Origin of the sequence: Tistrella bauzanensis (assembly GCF_014636235.1) — a bacterium.
GTDB lineage: Bacteria > Pseudomonadota > Alphaproteobacteria > Tistrellales > Tistrellaceae > Tistrella > Tistrella bauzanensis.
Map to the genome: position 1 here is coordinate 16475 of NZ_BMDZ01000038.1, position 17709 is coordinate 34183.

Annotated in this window: 17 protein-coding genes; 8 read left to right on the forward strand and 9 right to left on the reverse strand. The window is 64.4% G+C overall.

All coding sequences use genetic code 11. The features are described 5' to 3' along the window. Window positions 1-5 precede the first annotated feature (5 nt). On the forward strand, window positions 6-638 hold the full coding sequence (locus IEW15_RS15525) for a 2-hydroxychromene-2-carboxylate isomerase (protein ID WP_188579553.1): 633 nt from the start codon (window positions 6-8) through the stop codon (window positions 636-638). Window positions 639-686: 48 nt separating this feature from the next. Here IEW15_RS15525 and rfaD read toward each other — a convergent pair whose 3' ends face one another. After that, complete coding sequence (rfaD, locus tag IEW15_RS15530) at window positions 687-1673, reverse strand: ADP-glyceromanno-heptose 6-epimerase (protein WP_188579555.1); 987 nt, start codon at window positions 1671-1673, stop codon at window positions 687-689. 348 nt (window positions 1674-2021) lie between these two features. Between rfaD and IEW15_RS15535 the strand changes: the two genes are divergently transcribed. Next, on the forward strand, window positions 2022-2282 hold the full coding sequence (locus IEW15_RS15535) for a hypothetical protein (protein ID WP_229708151.1): 261 nt from the start codon (window positions 2022-2024) through the stop codon (window positions 2280-2282). 124 nt (window positions 2283-2406) lie between these two features. Here the strand turns inward: IEW15_RS15535 and IEW15_RS15540 are convergent, their stop codons facing one another. Then, a complete protein-coding gene (locus IEW15_RS15540) occupies window positions 2407-3078 on the reverse strand; it encodes a YjbF family lipoprotein (RefSeq protein WP_188579557.1) in 672 nt (223 codons plus the stop codon). Window positions 3079-3325: 247 nt separating this feature from the next. Between IEW15_RS15540 and cysD the strand changes: the two genes are divergently transcribed. From cysD to IEW15_RS15555, 3 genes are all read left to right on the forward strand, one after another. Further along, entirely contained in the window at window positions 3326-4129 is an 804-nt protein-coding gene (cysD, locus tag IEW15_RS15545) for a sulfate adenylyltransferase subunit CysD (RefSeq protein WP_188579559.1), read from the forward strand. A gap of 112 nt (window positions 4130-4241) precedes the next feature. Beyond that, window positions 4242-6107 carry an adenylyl-sulfate kinase gene (gene cysC, locus IEW15_RS15550; RefSeq protein ID WP_188579608.1) on the forward strand — a complete coding sequence of 622 codons (1866 nt, stop codon included), beginning with the start codon at window positions 4242-4244 and terminating at the stop codon, window positions 6105-6107. 20 nt (window positions 6108-6127) lie between these two features. Then, window positions 6128-6415, forward strand: a complete 288-nt coding sequence (locus IEW15_RS15555; protein ID WP_188579561.1) for a hypothetical protein — start codon at window positions 6128-6130, stop codon at window positions 6413-6415. Window positions 6416-6497: 82 nt separating this feature from the next. On the opposite strand, the gene cysW is transcribed toward IEW15_RS15555, so the two are convergent. The 5 genes from cysW to IEW15_RS15580 all read right to left on the reverse strand — a co-directional run bounded on the left by cysW (window position 6498) and on the right by IEW15_RS15580 (window position 11358). Next, window positions 6498-7343 (reverse strand): sulfate ABC transporter permease subunit CysW, encoded by an 846-nt coding sequence (cysW, locus tag IEW15_RS15560; protein ID WP_188579563.1) that lies wholly within the window; start codon window positions 7341-7343, stop codon window positions 6498-6500. 6 nt (window positions 7344-7349) lie between these two features. Further along, complete coding sequence (gene cysT, locus IEW15_RS15565) at window positions 7350-8225, reverse strand: sulfate ABC transporter permease subunit CysT (protein WP_188579565.1); 876 nt, start codon at window positions 8223-8225, stop codon at window positions 7350-7352. Between the two features lie 5 nt (window positions 8226-8230). Beyond that, entirely contained in the window at window positions 8231-9298 is a 1068-nt protein-coding gene (locus tag IEW15_RS15570; RefSeq protein WP_188579567.1) for a sulfate ABC transporter substrate-binding protein, read from the reverse strand. A gap of 234 nt (window positions 9299-9532) precedes the next feature. Continuing rightward, window positions 9533-10555 carry a dTDP-glucose 4,6-dehydratase gene (locus IEW15_RS15575; RefSeq protein ID WP_188579569.1) on the reverse strand — a complete coding sequence of 341 codons (1023 nt, stop codon included), beginning with the start codon at window positions 10553-10555 and terminating at the stop codon, window positions 9533-9535. Then, complete coding sequence (locus IEW15_RS15580; protein WP_188579571.1) at window positions 10555-11358, reverse strand: NAD-dependent epimerase/dehydratase family protein; 804 nt, start codon at window positions 11356-11358, stop codon at window positions 10555-10557. Before IEW15_RS15580 ends, IEW15_RS15575 begins: the two co-directional genes overlap by 1 nt. 391 nt (window positions 11359-11749) lie before the next feature. Here IEW15_RS15580 and IEW15_RS15585 point away from each other — a divergent pair, with 391 nt between their 5' ends. Further along, entirely contained in the window at window positions 11750-12523 is a 774-nt protein-coding gene (locus IEW15_RS15585) for a sugar transferase (RefSeq protein ID WP_229708152.1), read from the forward strand. Window positions 12524-12649: 126 nt separating this feature from the next. Here IEW15_RS15585 and IEW15_RS15590 read toward each other — a convergent pair whose 3' ends face one another. After that, complete coding sequence (locus IEW15_RS15590; protein ID WP_188579573.1) at window positions 12650-13603, reverse strand: UDP-glucuronic acid decarboxylase family protein; 954 nt, start codon at window positions 13601-13603, stop codon at window positions 12650-12652. Further along, window positions 13600-14946, reverse strand: coding sequence for an O-antigen ligase family protein (locus IEW15_RS15595; RefSeq protein ID WP_188579575.1), 1347 nt, complete (start codon window positions 14944-14946; stop codon window positions 13600-13602). Before IEW15_RS15595 ends, IEW15_RS15590 begins: the two co-directional genes overlap by 4 nt. Before the next feature lie 194 nt (window positions 14947-15140). Here IEW15_RS15595 and IEW15_RS15600 point away from each other — a divergent pair, with 194 nt between their 5' ends. Both IEW15_RS15600 and IEW15_RS15605 read left to right on the forward strand, forming a co-directional pair. After that, on the forward strand, window positions 15141-16127 hold the full coding sequence (locus tag IEW15_RS15600) for an NAD-dependent epimerase/dehydratase family protein (protein ID WP_188579577.1): 987 nt from the start codon (window positions 15141-15143) through the stop codon (window positions 16125-16127). Between the two features lie 61 nt (window positions 16128-16188). Beyond that, window positions 16189-17541, forward strand: a complete 1353-nt coding sequence (locus IEW15_RS15605; RefSeq protein ID WP_188579579.1) for a nucleotide sugar dehydrogenase — start codon at window positions 16189-16191, stop codon at window positions 17539-17541. Window positions 17542-17709 lie beyond the last annotated feature (168 nt).

The following is a 17709-nucleotide window of genomic DNA, read 5'->3' on the forward strand; positions in this document are numbered from 1 at the left end:
CCCTTATGACCCGTCCTGTCGTTGCCCGTCCTGTCGTTGCCCGTCCTGTCGTTGATTTCCTGTTCGATGTCGGCAGCCCCGCCACCTATCTCGCCTGGGCGCGGCTGCCCGCCATTGCTGCGCGCACCGGCGCCGAGATCCGCTGGCGGCCAATTCTGCTGGGTGCCGTGTTTCAGGCCACCGGTAACACCAGCCCCGCGGCGGTGAAGGCCAAGGGCCGCTATCTGATGGCGGATCTGACGCGCTTTGCCGAGAAGGCGGGCACGCCCTTCCGTTTCAATCCGCATTTTCCGATCAACACCCTGACCATGCAGCGCGGTGCGGCGGCTGCCCTGGCCGATGGCCGGATCGAGGCCTATCTGGCGGCGATCTTCCCGGCGCTGTGGGCCGATGGCCGCGACATGGGCAATCGGGAGGTGCTGGGCGCGGTGCTGGAAGCGGCCGGCTTCGATGCCGCAGCGCTGATCGCGGCCTGCGCCACGCCTGAGGTCAAGGACCGGCTGAAGGCCGAAACCGAAGAGGCGGTTGCGCGCGGCGTGTTTGGTGCCCCCAGCTTCTTTGTAGGCGACACGCTCTATTTCGGTCAGGACCGGCTGGATTTCGTGGAAGAGGCGCTGGCCCGGCAGGCGGCGGTTTGACACGCGGGCCGCCACCGTGGCGGCGGCCCAGATGGCAGTGACGCGGATTCAGACATAAGGGTCTTCGGACAGGAGATGGCCGCGCACATAGGCGGCGATGCCATCTTCCAGTTCGGTCATCGGCGCGGTGAAGCCGGCCTGCCGCAGCCGGTCGATCTTCGCCTCGGTAAAGTACTGATATTTCTCGCGCAGATGGACCGGCATGTCGACGAACTCGATCGCCGGCGGCCGGTTCATCGCCGCATAGACCGCGCGGGCCATGTCGGCGAAGCTGCGCGCCTTGCCGGACCCGACATTGAACAGACCGCTGGCGGCGGGAGTGTCGAGCAGCCACCGGACCACCGCCACGCAATCGCCGATCCAGACGAAATCGCGCAGTTGGCCGCCATGCGGATAATCGGGCCGATGGCTGCGGAACAGCCGCGCCTCGCCGCCATCGCGGATCCGCTCGAACACCTGATGGGCGACGCTGCGCTGGCCGCCCTTGTGATATTCGTTCGGCCCATAGACGTTGAAGAACTTCAGCCCCGCCCACTGTGGCGGCAATGTCGCACCCCGGCGGGAAAGATCGACGATCCGGCGGTCGACCATGTGCTTCGACCAGCCATAGGCATTGAGCGGCCGCAGCCGTGCGAGGGCCCCAGGCTCGGCGTCGTCGTCGAAACCCAGCGCGCCGTCGCCATAGGTGGCGGCGGATGAGGCATAGATCAGCCGCACACCATGGCGGGTGCACCAGCCGGTGAGGTCGAGGGTCAGGCGGATGTTGTTCTCGACGATCACATCGCTGTCACGTTCCTCGGTGGACGAGATCGCACCCATATGGATCACGGCCTCGATCGCATCGGCCCGCGCGTCGAGAAAGCTGAACAGGAGATCGGGCCGCACCACGTCGGCCAGTCCGCGGCCGGCGATGTTGCGCCATTTATCGTCGGATCCGAGCGTGTCGACCACGACCAGGTCCGTCCGGCCATCGGCTTCCAGCCCGGCCAGGATGTTGGAACCGATGAACCCGGCTCCGCCGGTCACGACGATCATCTTCTGCTCCTGTTGTTCGACATGAAAGTCATTCCGCACATCGGCTGATACCCCCGGACTCTGCTGCGCAGGTTCAGATTGTTTCCGTCAAGGTCTGGAATCGGCTTCGCCATGCCTTACTTCTTGCTGCGACAAGCGGCGCTTTACCGCATCTGTTGCCATGATGCCAACCACGCCACCAATTCGTGCCATCCGTCGTTGTATACCAGATACCAGGGGTGGACAGAGTACGCATTGCAGCGCAGCATACCTATTGCGTCACGGTATCGGGGTTGCCCGACGGCACCTGCGTGCCGTATAACTGTTAACGCTAGCACCTACCCCATGGGGAATATCGGAGATCATACCATGATCAAGACCATGATCAGCGCTCTCGCTGTCGTGCTCGCCCTGGCGGGCATGGCGAGCGTTGCCAGCGCCCAGACCCCGCCGCCTGCGTCGAGCAGCAATGACGACGAAGCCGGCTACCTGTTCGACGACGAGCTCACCGGCCTGGCCGTCGGCGGCGGTGCCGCCGCGGCCGTGGCGATTGCAATCATCGCCTCGGACGACGACGACAGCGGTTCGTCGACCTCGACCTCGACCTCGACCTCGACCAGCACCCGCTGATCGAACGTCTGTCGGCCGACAGGAAGGGCGGTCCCGGAAACGGGGCCGCCCTTTTTGGTTGTGTGGGCGACTTTGGTTGCGTGGGAGTCAGGGGGTTGCGTGGGGGTCAGGGGGATGCGTGAGGTCAGGGAATGGGGGCGGAGCGCAGCAGAGTGATGTCCATATCGCCCATCTCGGGCGAGATATGCTGAATGCTGCGCCAGACGCGGGTGCTGTCCGGCTCGTACCAATAGCGGTTGGTATACTGCCAGCGCATTGCCTCGACCGTGCAGGTCTCGTCATAGACCACGGTGTCGAAGCGGTACGGACCGATCTGCAACGGCTCCTGCCCCACCTCGGCCAGGCTGCAATCGGCGCGCGCACCATAGAGCCGGCGGTTCGGCAGGTCGAAGATCCGGACGTAAGGCCGCGCGCCCGCAGCCGCGGGCACGGGCGCCGAGGCCCCGTCCGGCAGGCCATCGATCCGCACGATGCGCAGGTTGTCGGGCAGGCCGACGGTGCGCACCAGCACGCCCTGCCGGGTATGGATTTCCGCACGGTCGGCCGCCCGCCAGATCAGCGTGCCGTCGCGGGTTCCGGCATAGGCCACCCGCGCCGAGCCCCTGCCGAAGCCGACCAGGATGGCCGCGACCGGCAGCTTGTCGACATCGATTTCCTGGGCCGTTGGCGCCGATGGCGGAAAGAACACCGCGTTCAGCGTGTCGAAGGGCGCCGGAAGGTCGGTGGTGTCAGTGCAGGCGCCGAGCAGAAGGGCTGGCAGCAATATGGCGGTGAAACGGAAACGGGCGAATGTCATCGCGAATGCGGCCCCTTTGTCATCGGTCAGCCGGGCAAAGCTACAACAATCGGCACGGCATTGCAGCAACCGGGCTGGCGCAAATAACACAAATAATGATCGTTAATTAAAATAATATCCGTTTAGTGTCTGGACAATCGGTGTGGATCATGTTTTCTGTCGGCCATCGGCATCCTGAACCCAGCCCGCCTGCCCACTCATGCGCCAGTAAGGGCGCGCCAGCCAGGGCCTGAGGAGCGATTGATCCATGGACCATCTCGACCGTCTTGAGGCGCAGAGCGTCTATATCCTGCGCGAGGCGTTCAACCGCATCGACAAGCTGGCAATGCTGTGGTCGATCGGCAAGGACAGCAACGTCATGGTATGGCTGGCCCGCAAGGCCTTTTTCGGCCATGTGCCGTTTCCCGTGCTGCATGTCGATACATCATACAAGATCCCCGAGATGATCGAATTCCGCGACCGCATGGCAGCGGAATGGGGGTTGAACCTGATCGTCGGGCAGAACCGCGCGGCGCTGGATGCGGGCATGAACCACACGCGTGGCCGGGTGACATGCTGCTCGGCCCTGAAGACCGATGGTCTGAAGGCGCTGCTCGACACCCACGGCTTCACCGGAGTGATCGCCGGCATCCGCCGCGACGAGGAAGGCACCCGCGCCAAGGAACGGGTGTTCAGCCCGCGTGGCCAGGACAATGCCTGGAACGTCAAGGATCAGCCGCCGGAGTTCTGGGACCAATTCAAGACCGAATTTCCGGCCGGAACCTCGGTGCGCATTCACCCGCTGCTCCATTGGACCGAGGTCGATATCTGGCGCTATATCCAGCGTGAGGAGATCCCGGTGGTCAGCCTGTATTTCGCGAACGGGCACGGCCAGCGCTATCGCTCGCTGGGCTGCGCGCCGTGCACGCTGCCAATCACCAGCCGGGCCGCCACTGTCGCCGAGATCGTGACCGAGCTTGAGGGCAGCCGCACGTCCGAACGCGCCGGTCGCGCTCAGGACAAGGAATCCGAAGATGCCTTCGAGCGCCTGCGCGCCGAAGGCTATATGTGATCCGGGACGGGATGTTTTCACGATGACTGCACAGACTGCTCCGATCCAGGACCAGATCGCCGCCCCCGACCCGTCATCCGCATCCGATACGGCCGCCGTCGAACGCGCGCTGATGCGGATCGTGATCGTCGGCCATGTCGATCATGGCAAGTCGACCCTGGTCGGCCGCCTGCTGAATGACAGCGGTTCGCTGCCCGAGGGGCGGGTCGAGTCGATCCGCGCGATGAGCGAACGCCGTGGCATGCCGTTCGAATGGTCGTTCGTGATGGACGCGCTGAAGGCCGAGCGCGACCAGGGCATCACCATCGATTCAGCCCAGATCTGGTTCAAATCGGCGCGGCGCGACTATGTGATCATCGATGCGCCGGGCCATAAGGAATTCCTGAAGAACATGATCACCGGTGCCGCCGCCGCCGAAGCGGCCGTGCTGGTGATCGATGCCGCCGAAGGTGTGCGCGAACAATCGCGCCGCCATGGCTATCTGCTGCATCTTCTGGGTCTGCGGCAGATCGCCGTGGTGGTCAACAAGATGGATCTGGTTGGCTTCGATCAGGCCCGCTATGACGCGGTGGTCGCCGAATACAGCGCCTATCTGTCTGGTATCGGCGTGACCGCGACCCATTTCGTGCCGGTGGCGGCGCGCGAGGGCGGCAATATCGTCGACCGCGCCACCGATACGATGCCGTGGTATGACGGGCCGACGGTGATCGGCGCGCTGGACGGTTTCACGCCCGCCCCGGTGCTGGACGATCGCGCACTGCGCCTGCCGGTGCAGGATGTCTATAAATTCGACGAGCGCCGGATCATCGCCGGCCGGATCGAAAGCGGCCGTCTGGCGGTGGGCGATACGGTGATGGTATCGCCATCCAACAAGACCGTGCGGGTGCGGAGCATCGAGCATTGGGGGCGCGGTACGCAGCCGGTGGTGGCCGGCACCGGCCGCAGCGTCGGCATCACCTTCGACGACCAGATCTTCATCGAGCGCGGCGACGTGATCAGCCATGTGGACCAGCCGCCGGTGCTGACCGACGTGTTCCGGGCCCGGCTGTTCTGGCTGGGCCGGACGCCGCTCGCGGTGGGCAGCAGCTATGTGATGAAGCTTGCCACCCGCCAGGTCCGGGTGACGGTGGACCGGATCGAGAAGGTCATCGATGCCGGCAGCCTGTCGGGCGCCGATGATGGCACGGTCCCGGTGCAGGTGGAGCGCAATGCGGTTGCCGAGGTGGTGCTGCGGTCGCGCGGCCTGCTGGCGCTGGATGCCTTCAACCAGTTGCCGAACACCGGTCGCTTCGTTCTGATCGAGGATTACGACACGGTCGGTGGCGGCATCATCTCGATGGACGGCTATCCGGACCAGCGCGATGCCGTGACCCGCAAATCCACCAACATCACGGCGGTGGAACATCGGGTGACGCCCGATGCCCGCGCGCGCCGCAATGGTCATACCGGTGGCGTGCTGTGGCTGACCGGTCTGTCGGGGGCGGGCAAGTCGACGCTGGCGATCGAGTTGGAACAGCGGCTGTTCGCCAAGGGCTATCAGGTCTTCGTGCTGGATGGCGACAATGTCCGCCATGGGCTGAACGCCAATCTGGGCTTCAGCCCCGAGGACCGCACCGAGAATATCCGCCGGGTCGGCGAGGTCGCGGCCTTGTTCGCCGAAGCCGGATTCCTGGTGGTCACCGCCTTCATCTCACCCTATCGCGCCGACCGCGACCGGGCGCGTGTCGCCGCCGGCGCCGGTTTCCATGAAGTGCATATCCGCGCGGGGCTGGATGTCTGCGAGGGCCGCGACCCGAAGGGGCTATATGCCAAGGCGCGGCGCGGCGAGATCCGCGACTTCACCGGCATTGATGCGCCTTATGAGGCGCCGGAGGCGCCTGAGCTGACGGTCGATACCGGCGCGCTCGGAATCGATGACGCGGTGCAACTGGTGATGAGCTATATCGAGCGGACCTTCGCGATCAGCCGGGTGCTCTGAGACGATCAGACAGCCCTGGCATGGTCGCCATGGCGATGCCCCGGCCGGTTCGCAGGCCGGGGCATTTTTTGTTCGCCCGCCTTGGAACCGTCGCGGCAGACATGCGTTCGCCCGACAGAGCCGGAGGCGATGAGCGCCGCGGGCCAAACCACCAACAGCACAGGAAGGAGATCTCGAATTATGCGAAATCTCATATCGACCTTTGTTGCCGCGATATCTGCTTTCACCGTGGTGGTTGTGCCGATCTGCTCGACCGCCGCGAGGTCGAAGCCAGTTCGGCGGTGATCCTGACCAACAACCGGGTCTGACCCGCGCCACCTCCGACTCCGACGGCAATCCTGCCGCCCGCACGGGGTCATGGCCGTGCGGGCGGTGCCGTTGCGGCATTCGTCAGGCGCCAGCGCGGCCGTGCGCCAGCAGGGTTTTGGCGATCAGTGTCACGAGTGCCAGCACCGCAAGCAGCGAGGCGACCGCGAAGGCGCCGACATAGTCATACTCGTTGTACAGAATTTCGACATGCAGAGGCATGGTATTGGTGAGGCCGCGGATATGTCCGGACACCACCGATACCGCGCCGAATTCCCCCATCGCACGCGCATTGCACAACAGAACGCCGGCCAGCAGGCCGTTGCGGACATTGGGCAGGGTCACCCGGCGCATGATGGTGAACCAGCCCGCCCCCAGAGTGAGCGCCGCTTCCTCCTCGTCGGGGCCCTGGGCCAGCATCAGCGGGATCAGTTCGCGGGCCACGAAGGGGAAGGTCACGAAGATCGTGGCCAGCACCAGCCCGGGGACCGCGAAGATGATCTTCAGGCCGTGATCTGCGGCCCAGGGGCCAAGCCAGCCATGGGCGCCGAACAGCAGCACCCAGACCAGCCCCGAGATGACCGGCGACACCGAGAAGGGCAGGTCGATCAGCGACATCAGCAGGCTGCGGCCAGGAAAGCGGAAACGGGTGATGGCCCAGGCCGCGGCGATACCAAAGACGAGATTGGCCGGTACGGCAATGGCCGCGACGAGCAGCGTCAGACGGATGGCCGCCAAGGCGTCGGGTTCGCGCAGCGCCTCCAGAAACGGCATGGCGCCTTTCGCCAGGGCCTGCGCAAAAACGCTGATCAGCGGCAAGACCAGGAACAGTGCCAGGATGAGCAGGCCGGTTATGGTCAGCGCCACGCGGGCCGCGGGAGACTCGGTGATGCGGACGCCGGGATGGGGGGATGATCGGAAAAGGGCCATGGGGTTCTACCTTTCCATGGCGTTGCGGCGGCGCGCGTCCAGGCCGTTCACCAGCAGCAGCAGAATGAACGAGGCGACCAGCATCACGGCCGCAATCGCACTGGCGCCAGCATAATCATATTGTTCCAGGCTGATGACGATCAGCAAGGGGGCGATCTCGCTGATGCCGGGCATGTTGCCGGCGATGAAAATCACGGAGCCGTATTCACCGACGCCACGCGCGAATGCCAGGGCGAACCCCGCGCTGATCGCCGGCGCCAGGACCGGCATGATCACCCGCCGCAGTGTCTGCCAGCGCCCGGCGCCCAGCGATGCCGCCGCCTCTTCAATCTCGCGATCCAGATCTTCGAGCACGGGCTGGATGGTGCGGACCACGAAGGGCAGGCCGATGAACACCATGGCGACGATCACGCCTGCGGGTGTGAAGGCGATATGCAGGCCGAGCGCCGCCAATGGCGCGCCGATCCATCCGTTTGGTGCCGTGAGCGCGGTGAGTGCAATGCCGGCGACGGCGGTCGGCAGCGCGAAAGGCAGGTCGACGATGGCATCGGCCAGCCGTTTGCCAGGAAAGTCATAGCGCACCAGCACCCAGGCGACCACGAGCCCCAGAAGGCTCGATATCATCGCCGCGGCCAGCGATCCGCCGAAGCTGAGCCGATAGGCCGCGAGCGCACGGCCCGAGAAGGCGCGCGCGGCGATCTCGTCGAGGCTGAGTCCCGCCGCCCGCAGAAAGACTGCGGACAGCGGGATCAGAATGATCGCCGACAGCCAGAACACCGTCAGGCCGAGTGCCGGCCCGAAGCCCGGCAGCGGCCCGGCCTGGCTGCGTGATGCGGACCGGTTCTGCGGTGTGGGCCGGTTGGGCGGACCGATTTTGCGCATCAGGATCATTTCCCGGTGACGATCTGGTCGAAGATGCCGCCATCGTTGAAATGCTCGGCCTGAGCCTTGCGCCAGCCGCCGAACACATCGTCGATCGTCACCAGCCGGATATCGGGATAGCGGTCGGCATGGCGGCCGGCGACGGTGGCGTCGCGGGGCCGGTAATAGTGCCGGGCAGCAAGTTCCTGCCCCTCAGGCGTGTAGAGAAATCTGAGATAGGCCTCGGCTACGGCACGCGTGCCATGGGCATCGACCACTTTGTCGACCACCGCAACCGGCGGCTCCGCCAGAATCGACAGCGACGGCACGACGATGTCGAAGGCATCGGGGCCCAGTTCGTTCACGGCCAGCAGGGCCTCGTTCTCCCAGGCAAGCAGCACGTCTCCGATACCGCGCTGCACGAAGGTGGTGGTGGACCCGCGCGCGCCGCTGTCGAGGACCGGCACGTTGGCGAACAGCGCCTGTACGAAGGCCTTGGCGCCGGCCGCATCCTTGCCCTGATCGAGCGCATAGGCCCAGGCAGCCAGGTAGTTCCAGCGCGCGCCGCCCGAGGTCTTCGGATTGGGTGTGATCACCTGAAGGCCGGGCCTGACCAGATCGTTCCAGTCCCGGACCGCCTTTGGATTGCCCTTGCGGACGAGGAATACGATCGTCGAGGTGTAAGGCGCGCTGTTGTCGGGCAGGGCCGACTGCCAGTCCGCCTTCAGAGCGCCGCTATGGTCGGCGATGGCGTCGATGTCATAGGCCAGCGCCAGGGTGACGACATCCGCTTCCAGCCCGTCGATGACGCTGCGTGCCTGCTTGCCCGATCCACCATGGCTCTGGCGGATGGTCAGCGTGTCGCCCGTCTGCTGTTTCCAGACGGCAGCGAACCGGGCGTTGACGTCCTTGTACAATTCACGGGTCGGGTCGTAACTCACGTTCAGCAGGGTGACCTCGGCCGCGGATGCGGGCGTGATGATCGCGGTCGGAGCCGATACGAGGGCCGACAAGGCCAGGGCGCCGAGCAGCCTGGCTGGCGACGGGGCAAAGCGGCGCCAATGGGTGGCGATGACGGAAACCGTTGCAGGCATGGAAGAACCTCTCTGGGTCATGCAGGGCAGAAACCGCAACCGTCAAATTTTGTGTTCTTTCCATCATGAAGACCCAAATTTTTATGTGAATCAATATTATTTTAATAAATAAAAGGTGAAATTTTATTTCATACAACATATTAATGTATTTTTTGCTCAAAGAAATGCCGCCCAACCGACGAATCGGGGGCGGCATTTCTGCTGTCGGTCGGGTTATCCGCCCTTCGCGCCAGATCAGGCGCTGTGGGTGATGGCGCGCAGATCGAGGTCGATGTCGCTGCCATGGCCTTCGAACGTCGCCATCAGACGGCGGAACCGCGGCGCGTTCTCGCGATACCAGCCCACCACGCGCGGCAGATCGTCCAGAAGATGCCGCTCGGGCGCCCAGCCCAGTTCGCGGATCTTGCGGCTGTCGATGGCATAGCGCCGGTCGTTGAACGGCCGGTCGGGGACGTATTCGACCACATCATCCAGCGCATAGCCGAAAGTTTGTGCGATCATACCAGCGACGATGATGTTCTCGAATTCGTCTTCCGACCCGATGTTGTAGATCTCGCCGATCTCGCCCTTGCGCATCAGCAGGACGATGGCGGCGGCGAAATCTTCGGCGGCCAGGAAATGACGGCGGTTGTTGCCGGCACCGTGAATGGTCAGCTTCTTGCCGCATTCCAGCAGCAGCGAGAAGCGCGGAATGATCTTTTCAGGGTACTGGCGGATGCCATAGATGTTGTTGCCGCGGACGGTCACGATCGGCATCCGGTAGGAATGCAGATAGCCCGAGATGATCATCTCGGCGCCGGCCTTCGATGCCGAATAGGGGTTGGTGGGGTTCAGCACCGTGCTTTCGTCGGCGGCACCGTCCAGAACCTCGCCATAGACCTCGTCGGTCGACACATGGACGATGCGCTTGACGCCCATGCGGCGGCAGGCCTCCATCATCGCATGGGTGCCATAGACGTTGGTCATGGTGAACAGCAGCGAATTGCCGAACGAATTGTCGACATGGCTTTCGGCTGCGGCATGCACGACGTAGTCGGCACCGTCGACGACCCGGCAGGCCAGGTCGAAGTCGCAGATGTCACCCACGACCAGCTCGATGCGCTCGTTCGCGACCAGATGCTGAATGTTTCGGATGTCGGCGGCATAGGTCATCTTGTCGAAGACGACCACGTCGTAATCCGGGAACTGCTCGCAGATGTGGTCGGTGATGTGTGACCCGATGAAGCCTGCGCCGCCGGTGATGACGATCTTCGGCATTATCCCAGAGCCCTTCCCAGATTGTGGCAGTAGGTGATGATGTCGTCGGCCGTCTCTCGAAGGCCGGTGGTCTGAACCAGACGCGATACGTCCAGATGGAATGCGTCGGCATGGCGCGGATCGATGATCCGCAGCTGACCGCGGCCATGACCGCGGATGACGGCGAGCGCAAGTTCACCGCACATCAGCCCGACACCCGACGACAGATTGTAGATGCCGGACAAGCCGTTCGTGATCGCGGCCAGAAGCTGCCGGGCGAAATGCCCGGCGGTGACGAAGTCACGGGCCACGAACGGACTCATGTCGAACACGATTTCACCGGTCTCGGCAAGCGTGTTCAGCATGAACCCCATGAAACTGCGCCGTCCGGGAATACGTTCAGGCCCGATGACGTTGCCGATCCGCAGCACCAGCAGGCGTTCGGGCGCAATCAGCGCGGCCACGGCGGCTTCGGCCGCGACCTTGTTCCGGCCATAGATGTCCAGGCCCGCCAGAGGTGATGTCTCGGCAGCACCCCATTGGGCCGCCTGATCATAGACCTTGCGGGAACTGAGCATGACGAAGCGTGCCGATGTCTCTGCGACGCGAACCGCCAGTCGGACGTCGACATCGCGGGCCGGGTCGTGCGGCAGCCGCATATCATCGGGGTGGCGGGCAAAGTTCACCACCACATCCACACCGTCGAGCAGGTCGGGGCGATCGATCTCGGCATGGCCGGCGACCCTGAGCTCGACCTGTTCCCGCGCGATGTCCGAAAAGGCCCGCGCCAGCAGGCTGTTGCCGCCGAAAACAAGAATCCGCATAGGAGGCGTCTGCTCCCGCCCTTCAGGCCGTTGTCGATGAAGCCGGCCCCATGATTAGCATTCCAGATGCCCGCCTCCAATCCAAAAACGGATGACGGGAGACGGGAGTGTGGCCGCAAGCACACGGTGTGGATGAAATTTCGCCCCGCAAGTTGCGCAGTGGGCGCCTTGGAACATGGTTAACGATCTGCTAACGTCATGACCGGCCATCATTCTTGCCACCTCTACCACGGACCGTCGCAGAAACGCCCCCTGTTCGGGGGATTTGTGCAGTGCGGAAAGCGGGTTGGCGGCAGAAGATGGGCAAGGTATAAACTTAAACCTGAAGCGACGCCCGGCCGACCAGAACATGCTGCTTTGACAGCGCGGCGGCTGGCGTCGCCCCGACCGAATGCACCCCTGTCTGGACGCATGGACCTATATTGTCCGTGCGACACACTGGCGGCCGGGTGGGCAGAAACGTCAAGTGGGCAGCAGCATCATGACGGACGTCAACACCAGCCATGTGTTCGAGGCAAGCCTTGAACGCGGCGTGGTGCCGGCCACGACGGTCGGTGCACGCATTCTCAAGCGGCTTTTCGACATTGTCGGCGCTTCGGTGCTGCTGGTTCTTTTGTCGCCGTTTTTCCTCATCCTTGGCATTTTTGTCGCAATGACCAAGGGGCCGATCTTCTACGGCCACGAGCGGCTGGGTTTTCGCGGCAACCATTTCAAGTGCTATAAATTCCGCTCGATGGTGCCGAATGCCGACAAGCTGCTGAAGGATCTGCTGGCGCGGGACGCTGAGGCACGCGCGGAATGGGAGCAGTTCGAAAAGCTGCGCAATGACCCGCGCATCACCCGCATCGGCCGTGTGCTGCGCAAGACCAGCCTGGATGAGCTTCCGCAGCTGTGGAACGTGCTGCGTGGCGATATGAGCCTGGTCGGTCCCCGGCCGATGGCGCTGCATGAGACCTCGCGCTGGGGTGCCAGCCTGGTGGAGTACACCTCGATGCGCCCGGGCATCACCGGCATGTGGCAGGTGAACGGTCGGACCGACAGCGATTACGGGTCGCGGATCTCGTTCAATCGCACCTATCTTGAAAACTGGTCGCTGCTTCTGGACCTGAAGCTGCTGGTCCAGACGGTGCGTGTGGTCTTCTCGCCGAACAGCGGCGCGTACTGACCGTCCAGGCGATCTGCCGCGAAAAAGGGGCTGCCGTCGATCTGCGACGGCAGCCCCTTTTTCGCGTGCCCTTTTCCATCACACCACACTACACCGCAGCGACCGCGATGCGACGTGATGCCGGTGTCAGCCGGCCATGAGGCTTCGGAAATAGCCGATCGCCTTGTCCAGCCCCTGTTCCAGAGGCACCTGTGGGCGCCAGCCAAGCGTGCGCTCGGCAAAGCCGATATCGGGGCACCGCCGGACCGGATCATCGGCCGGCAGCGGCTTGCGGATCAGCCGCGATGACGAACCGGTCATCGCGATCACCCGTTCCGCCAGCTCCAGAATGGTGATCTCGTGCGGATTGCCCAGGTTCATCGGCCCGGTGACGTCGGCCGGGCTGTCCATCAGCCGGATCAATCCGTCCACCAGATCGTCGACGAAGCAGAAGCTGCGTGTCTGCTGGCCGTCGCCATAGATGGTGATGTCTTCACCAGCCAATGCCTGAACGATGAAATTCGACACCACCCGCCCGTCATTCGGCAGCATCCGGGGGCCATAGGTGTTGAAGATCCGGGCGACCTTGATTTCCAGGCCATGCTGGCGGTGATAGTCGAAGAACAGGGTCTCGGCGCAGCGCTTGCCTTCGTCGTAACAGGCGCGCGGGCCGATGGTGTTGACGCTGCCGCGATAATCCTCACGCTGCGGATGGACCTCCGGATCGCCATAGACCTCGGAGGTCGATGCCTGCAGGACGCGGGCATGCGTGCGCTTGGCCAGGCCCAGCACGTTGATCGCGCCATGCACGGATGTCTTGGTGGTCTGCACCGGGTCGAACTGATAGTGCACCGGCGATGCCGGGCAGGCGAGGTTGAAGATGCGGTCGACCTCGACGAACAGCGGGAAGGTCACGTCGTGGCGCATCGCCTCGAACCGTAGATTGTTCAACAGCGGCGCGATATTGGCGCGCCGCCCGGTGTAATAGTTGTCGACGCACAGCACGTCATGGCCGTCATTCAGCAGCCGGGCACACAGGTGGGATCCGATGAACCCGGCACCGCCTGTCACCATTACGCGAAGTTGCGTCTTGATCGTCATGCCGGCCGTCCTTTCCGTTCGATTGCCGCCGCATTGCGCAGGGCGAGCATCAGGCCCGTGGCGAGCCAGAAAACCGCGCCATTCCAATTGTTGTAGAAGCTGCCATGGGTGGCCAGCGGCCACAATGTCAACAGCACGCCTATAGCGGCGCCAGTGACACGATCATCGCGGCCGGCGCCGCGCAGGGCCAGAATGAGGGCAATGATCATCATGCAGAACAGAATGAGGCCGGGAATGCCGTGTTCGGTATAGGCCTCGATATAGATGTTGTGCGGATGGGTGGCACAGAACTGAATCTCCTGCGGATCTTCGAACGCTGCGATCTCCGCAGCCTTGATCTCTGGACATAGCAGCCGGAAGTTCTTGCCGCCGACACCGGTCCACGGCGCCAATGCCCCGACATCCAGCCCCGACTGCCAGTATCGGCCGTGAATGCTGTCACCGATCGCCGACACGGTCTCCACCGTCGAGGCGATCTGCCGGTCATACAGACGCGGCGCCAGCACGGCCGTCAGCCCGCCCAGGACGACGGCGGCGGCAAGCAGTGCCAGCGTCAGACGCCGCAACAGGCGCGCGCGCACCAGCAGGCCCATGATCAGCATGCCGGCCAGCGCCATCAGCAGCGCCATCCGTTCGCCCGACAGCAGGATCGCCACCAGCAACAGTGCGGCGTATCCAAGAACCAGACCGGTGCCGCGCGTCGATGCCCGTGCCGGACCGTCGGCGAGCCGGTCGGCCGGCAGCAGCGCCCGCCAGGCCAGAAATCCCAGCACCGGGAACATCAGTTTCAGGATGAAGATACCGACCTTGTTATCCTCGAACGGCCCGGTCAGCCGGATCACCGGCCGCCCGTCATTGATCAACAGGGCGATATCGATCCATTCAATCACCGCCCAGACCGCGGATGCGCCCAATACCACGCCCAGGCACAGCAGCAGCCGCTGGCGCCACGTCACGTCGTCGATCAGCCAATAGCTGAGCGCGGCCGCGAACAGCGGAAAGCGGATGAAGCTTGCCGACACGCCGAAGGCGCTGCCGATATCGGCCAGGGCAAAAGGCGCGCTGGCCAGCAGCCACACCCAGAACACGAGCGCCACCTTCATCCATGGCGTCCGGAACGGTGCCGCGTCGCGCGCGATGGCCATGGCGACAAGAAACAGCAGCACCACCAGACTGAGTGCGATATCGGCCGGCGCACGCCCGACGACCAGCAGGACCGGCATCAGAACGACCAGTATCCGTGCCGCCAGCCGCATGGCATCGCAAGCGGCCTGCGCGCGGCGCGATGGTGCGGGGGGCCGGGTCGGGGCGCCGGAGGAGATATCGGGAGCCGGGGGCTGCATGATGACGACTGTCTCCGGATGCGGCGGCGTTGGGCGGAGGCTCGGTATCCGCGCAGAGCCTATCTGTCCGGCCACTTGCGTCAAGCGCCATGGCGCGGACCTGAAACCTTTCCCGGGCAATGCTTCACATCCGCGCGCGGCGCAGCTACCTTCACCCACGCCTCGTTCCTCATCGCATCGCGGATCCGCTGACCATGACCGTCCTCGTTACCGGTGTTGCCGGATTTATCGGATCGCATGTCGCCCTGTCTCTGCTCGACCGCGGCGAGGCCGTTCTGGGGATAGACGACCTGAACGACTACTACGATCCGGCATTGAAACGGGCGCGGCTGGCCCGGCTGGAGGGCAGGCGCGGCTTCAGTTTCCGCCGGATCGATATCGCCGACAGGCAGGCGGTGCAGGCCCTGGCCGGCCATATGCCCCGGATCGACCGGATCGTGCACCTGGCGGCGCAGGCCGGCGTGCGCTATTCGATTGAAGCCCCGCACAGCTATACCCGCGCCAATGTCGAAGGCCATCTGTGCCTGCTGGAACTGGCGCGTCATCTGCCCGGCCTCAGGCACATGGTCTATGCCAGCTCCTCGTCGGTCTATGGTGCCAACCAGGATCTGCCGTTTTCCGAGGCCGACCGGGTGGACACGCCGCTGTCGCTTTATGCAGCCACCAAGCGGGCAGGGGAACTGATGGCCTATACCTATGCCCATCTTTATGGGCTGCCGCTGACGGGCTTGCGCTTCTTCACCGTGTATGGCCCCTGGGGGCGGCCGGATATGTCGGCTTGGATCTTCACCCGTGCCATCCTGTCCGGCCAGCCGATCCGGGTGTTCAACCAGGGCCGGATGCAGCGCGATTTCACCTATATCGACGACATCACCAATGGTGTCGTCGCCGCACTGGACGCGCCACCCGCGGCAGGCGGCGCGCCCGGCGCGGTCAGTCACCGGGTGTTCAACCTGGGCAACAATGCGCCGGTGGCGCTCGGCGATTTCATCAGGGCGATCGAGGCAGCACTCGGCCGCGACGCCGTGAAGATCCTGGAGCCCATGCAGCCAGGCGACGTGCCGGCCACCTATGCCGACATCGCACCGGCGCACGACCTGCTGGGCTTCAGCCCGACGACACCGATCGCGACCGGCATCCCGCGTTTCGTGGACTGGTATCGCGATTACCACGGGCTCTGATCGCCGCAGGCGCGCCGAAGCGTGCCGCGCACCGGATTTCATGCTGAACGGATGCACCTCCATGTCGCCTGCTGCCGGTATCGACCCATTCCTGGCGCCGCCCTTCACAGCCGGTATTGATGATGCGGTTCTCGCCGTGGTCGGACTTGGTTATGTCGGTCTGCCGCTGGCGGTGGCGCTCGCCGCAAGCGGCCGCCGGGTGATCGGCTTCGATATCGATGCCGCGCGTGTCGGGCGGATCGCCGCCGGCCGCGATGACACCGGCGAAGTGGATGGCGGCGGGCTTTCGGCGGCACTTGCCGCCGGGTTCCGGCCGGCATCCGATCCCGATGCGCTTGCCGGCGCAGGGGTGGTGATCGTGTGCGTGCCAACGCCGATCACCGGCGACCGGCGGCCCGATCTCGGCCCCTTGCTGTCCGCCTGCGCCACGATCGGCCCGCGGCTGCGGCCGGGCAGCGTGGTGGTGTTCGAGAGCACGGTCTATCCCGGCGTCACCGAGGATGTCTGCGGTCCGGCGCTCGCGGTGGCATCCGGACTGGTCGTCGGCCGTGACCTGCTGCTGGGCTATGCGCCGGAGCGGATCAATCCCGGTGACCGTCTGCATCGGCTGGATACGATCGTCAAAGTGGTCGCGGGCCAGACACCGGCGCTCACCGATGCGCTGGCGCGGCTTTACGGTGCGCTCAATGGCGGCCAGGTTCATGTGACGCCATCGATCCGGGTGGCCGAGGCGGCGAAGGCGATCGAGAATGCGCAGCGCGACATCAACATCGCCTTCGTCAACGAGATCGCCCTGATCTTCGAGCGCATCGGCCTGTCGGTGCATGACGTGCTGGATGCGGCGCGCACCAAATGGAATTTCCTCGACTTCAAGCCGGGGCTGGTGGGCGGCCACTGCATCGGCGTCGACCCCTATTACCTCAGCCACCTGTCGCAGGCGGTCGGCCATGAGCCCGACGTCATCCTGGCAGGCCGTCGGTTGAACGATCATATGGCGGACGAGCTGGCCGACCGTATCGCGTTCCGGTTCCGCGAGGTGGCGCCCGATGTGGTGCGACCGCGGGCGTTGATTCTGGGGGTCACCTTCAAGGAAAATGTGCCGGACCTGCGGAACTCCAAGGTTCCGCAGCTGGCGGCGCGGCTTAGCCGGCACGGATTTCAGGTGGATCTGCACGATCCACTGGCAGATCGGTTGGATCTGTGCCGGCAATATGGACTTGACGTCGTGGCATGGCCTGAGAACAGCCCGGCGCGGTATGATCTGCTGGTGCTTGCGGTGGGACATCAGGTCTTCCTGCACCGCTCTCTTGATCACATTGCGGGCATGATCAAATGCCCTGGCCTTATTGCAGATATAAAGGGTGTCTGGCGGGGGATGGCGGTCGGTCCGAATCCCGCGTACTGGACACTTTGAGCCCCGCCCCGGGCGTGCAAAAACGTGTCCAATGTGGCGCATTTTGCGCTGCACAATGACGGTGTTTTTCGAGCATTGCCGATCGGCCGGCTTGTGGTAGGGTGTGGATCGCTCCACGAGGGCTATGTGTCCGGGCGTACCGTCGCGCATTGCTACGCGCTTCGCCCG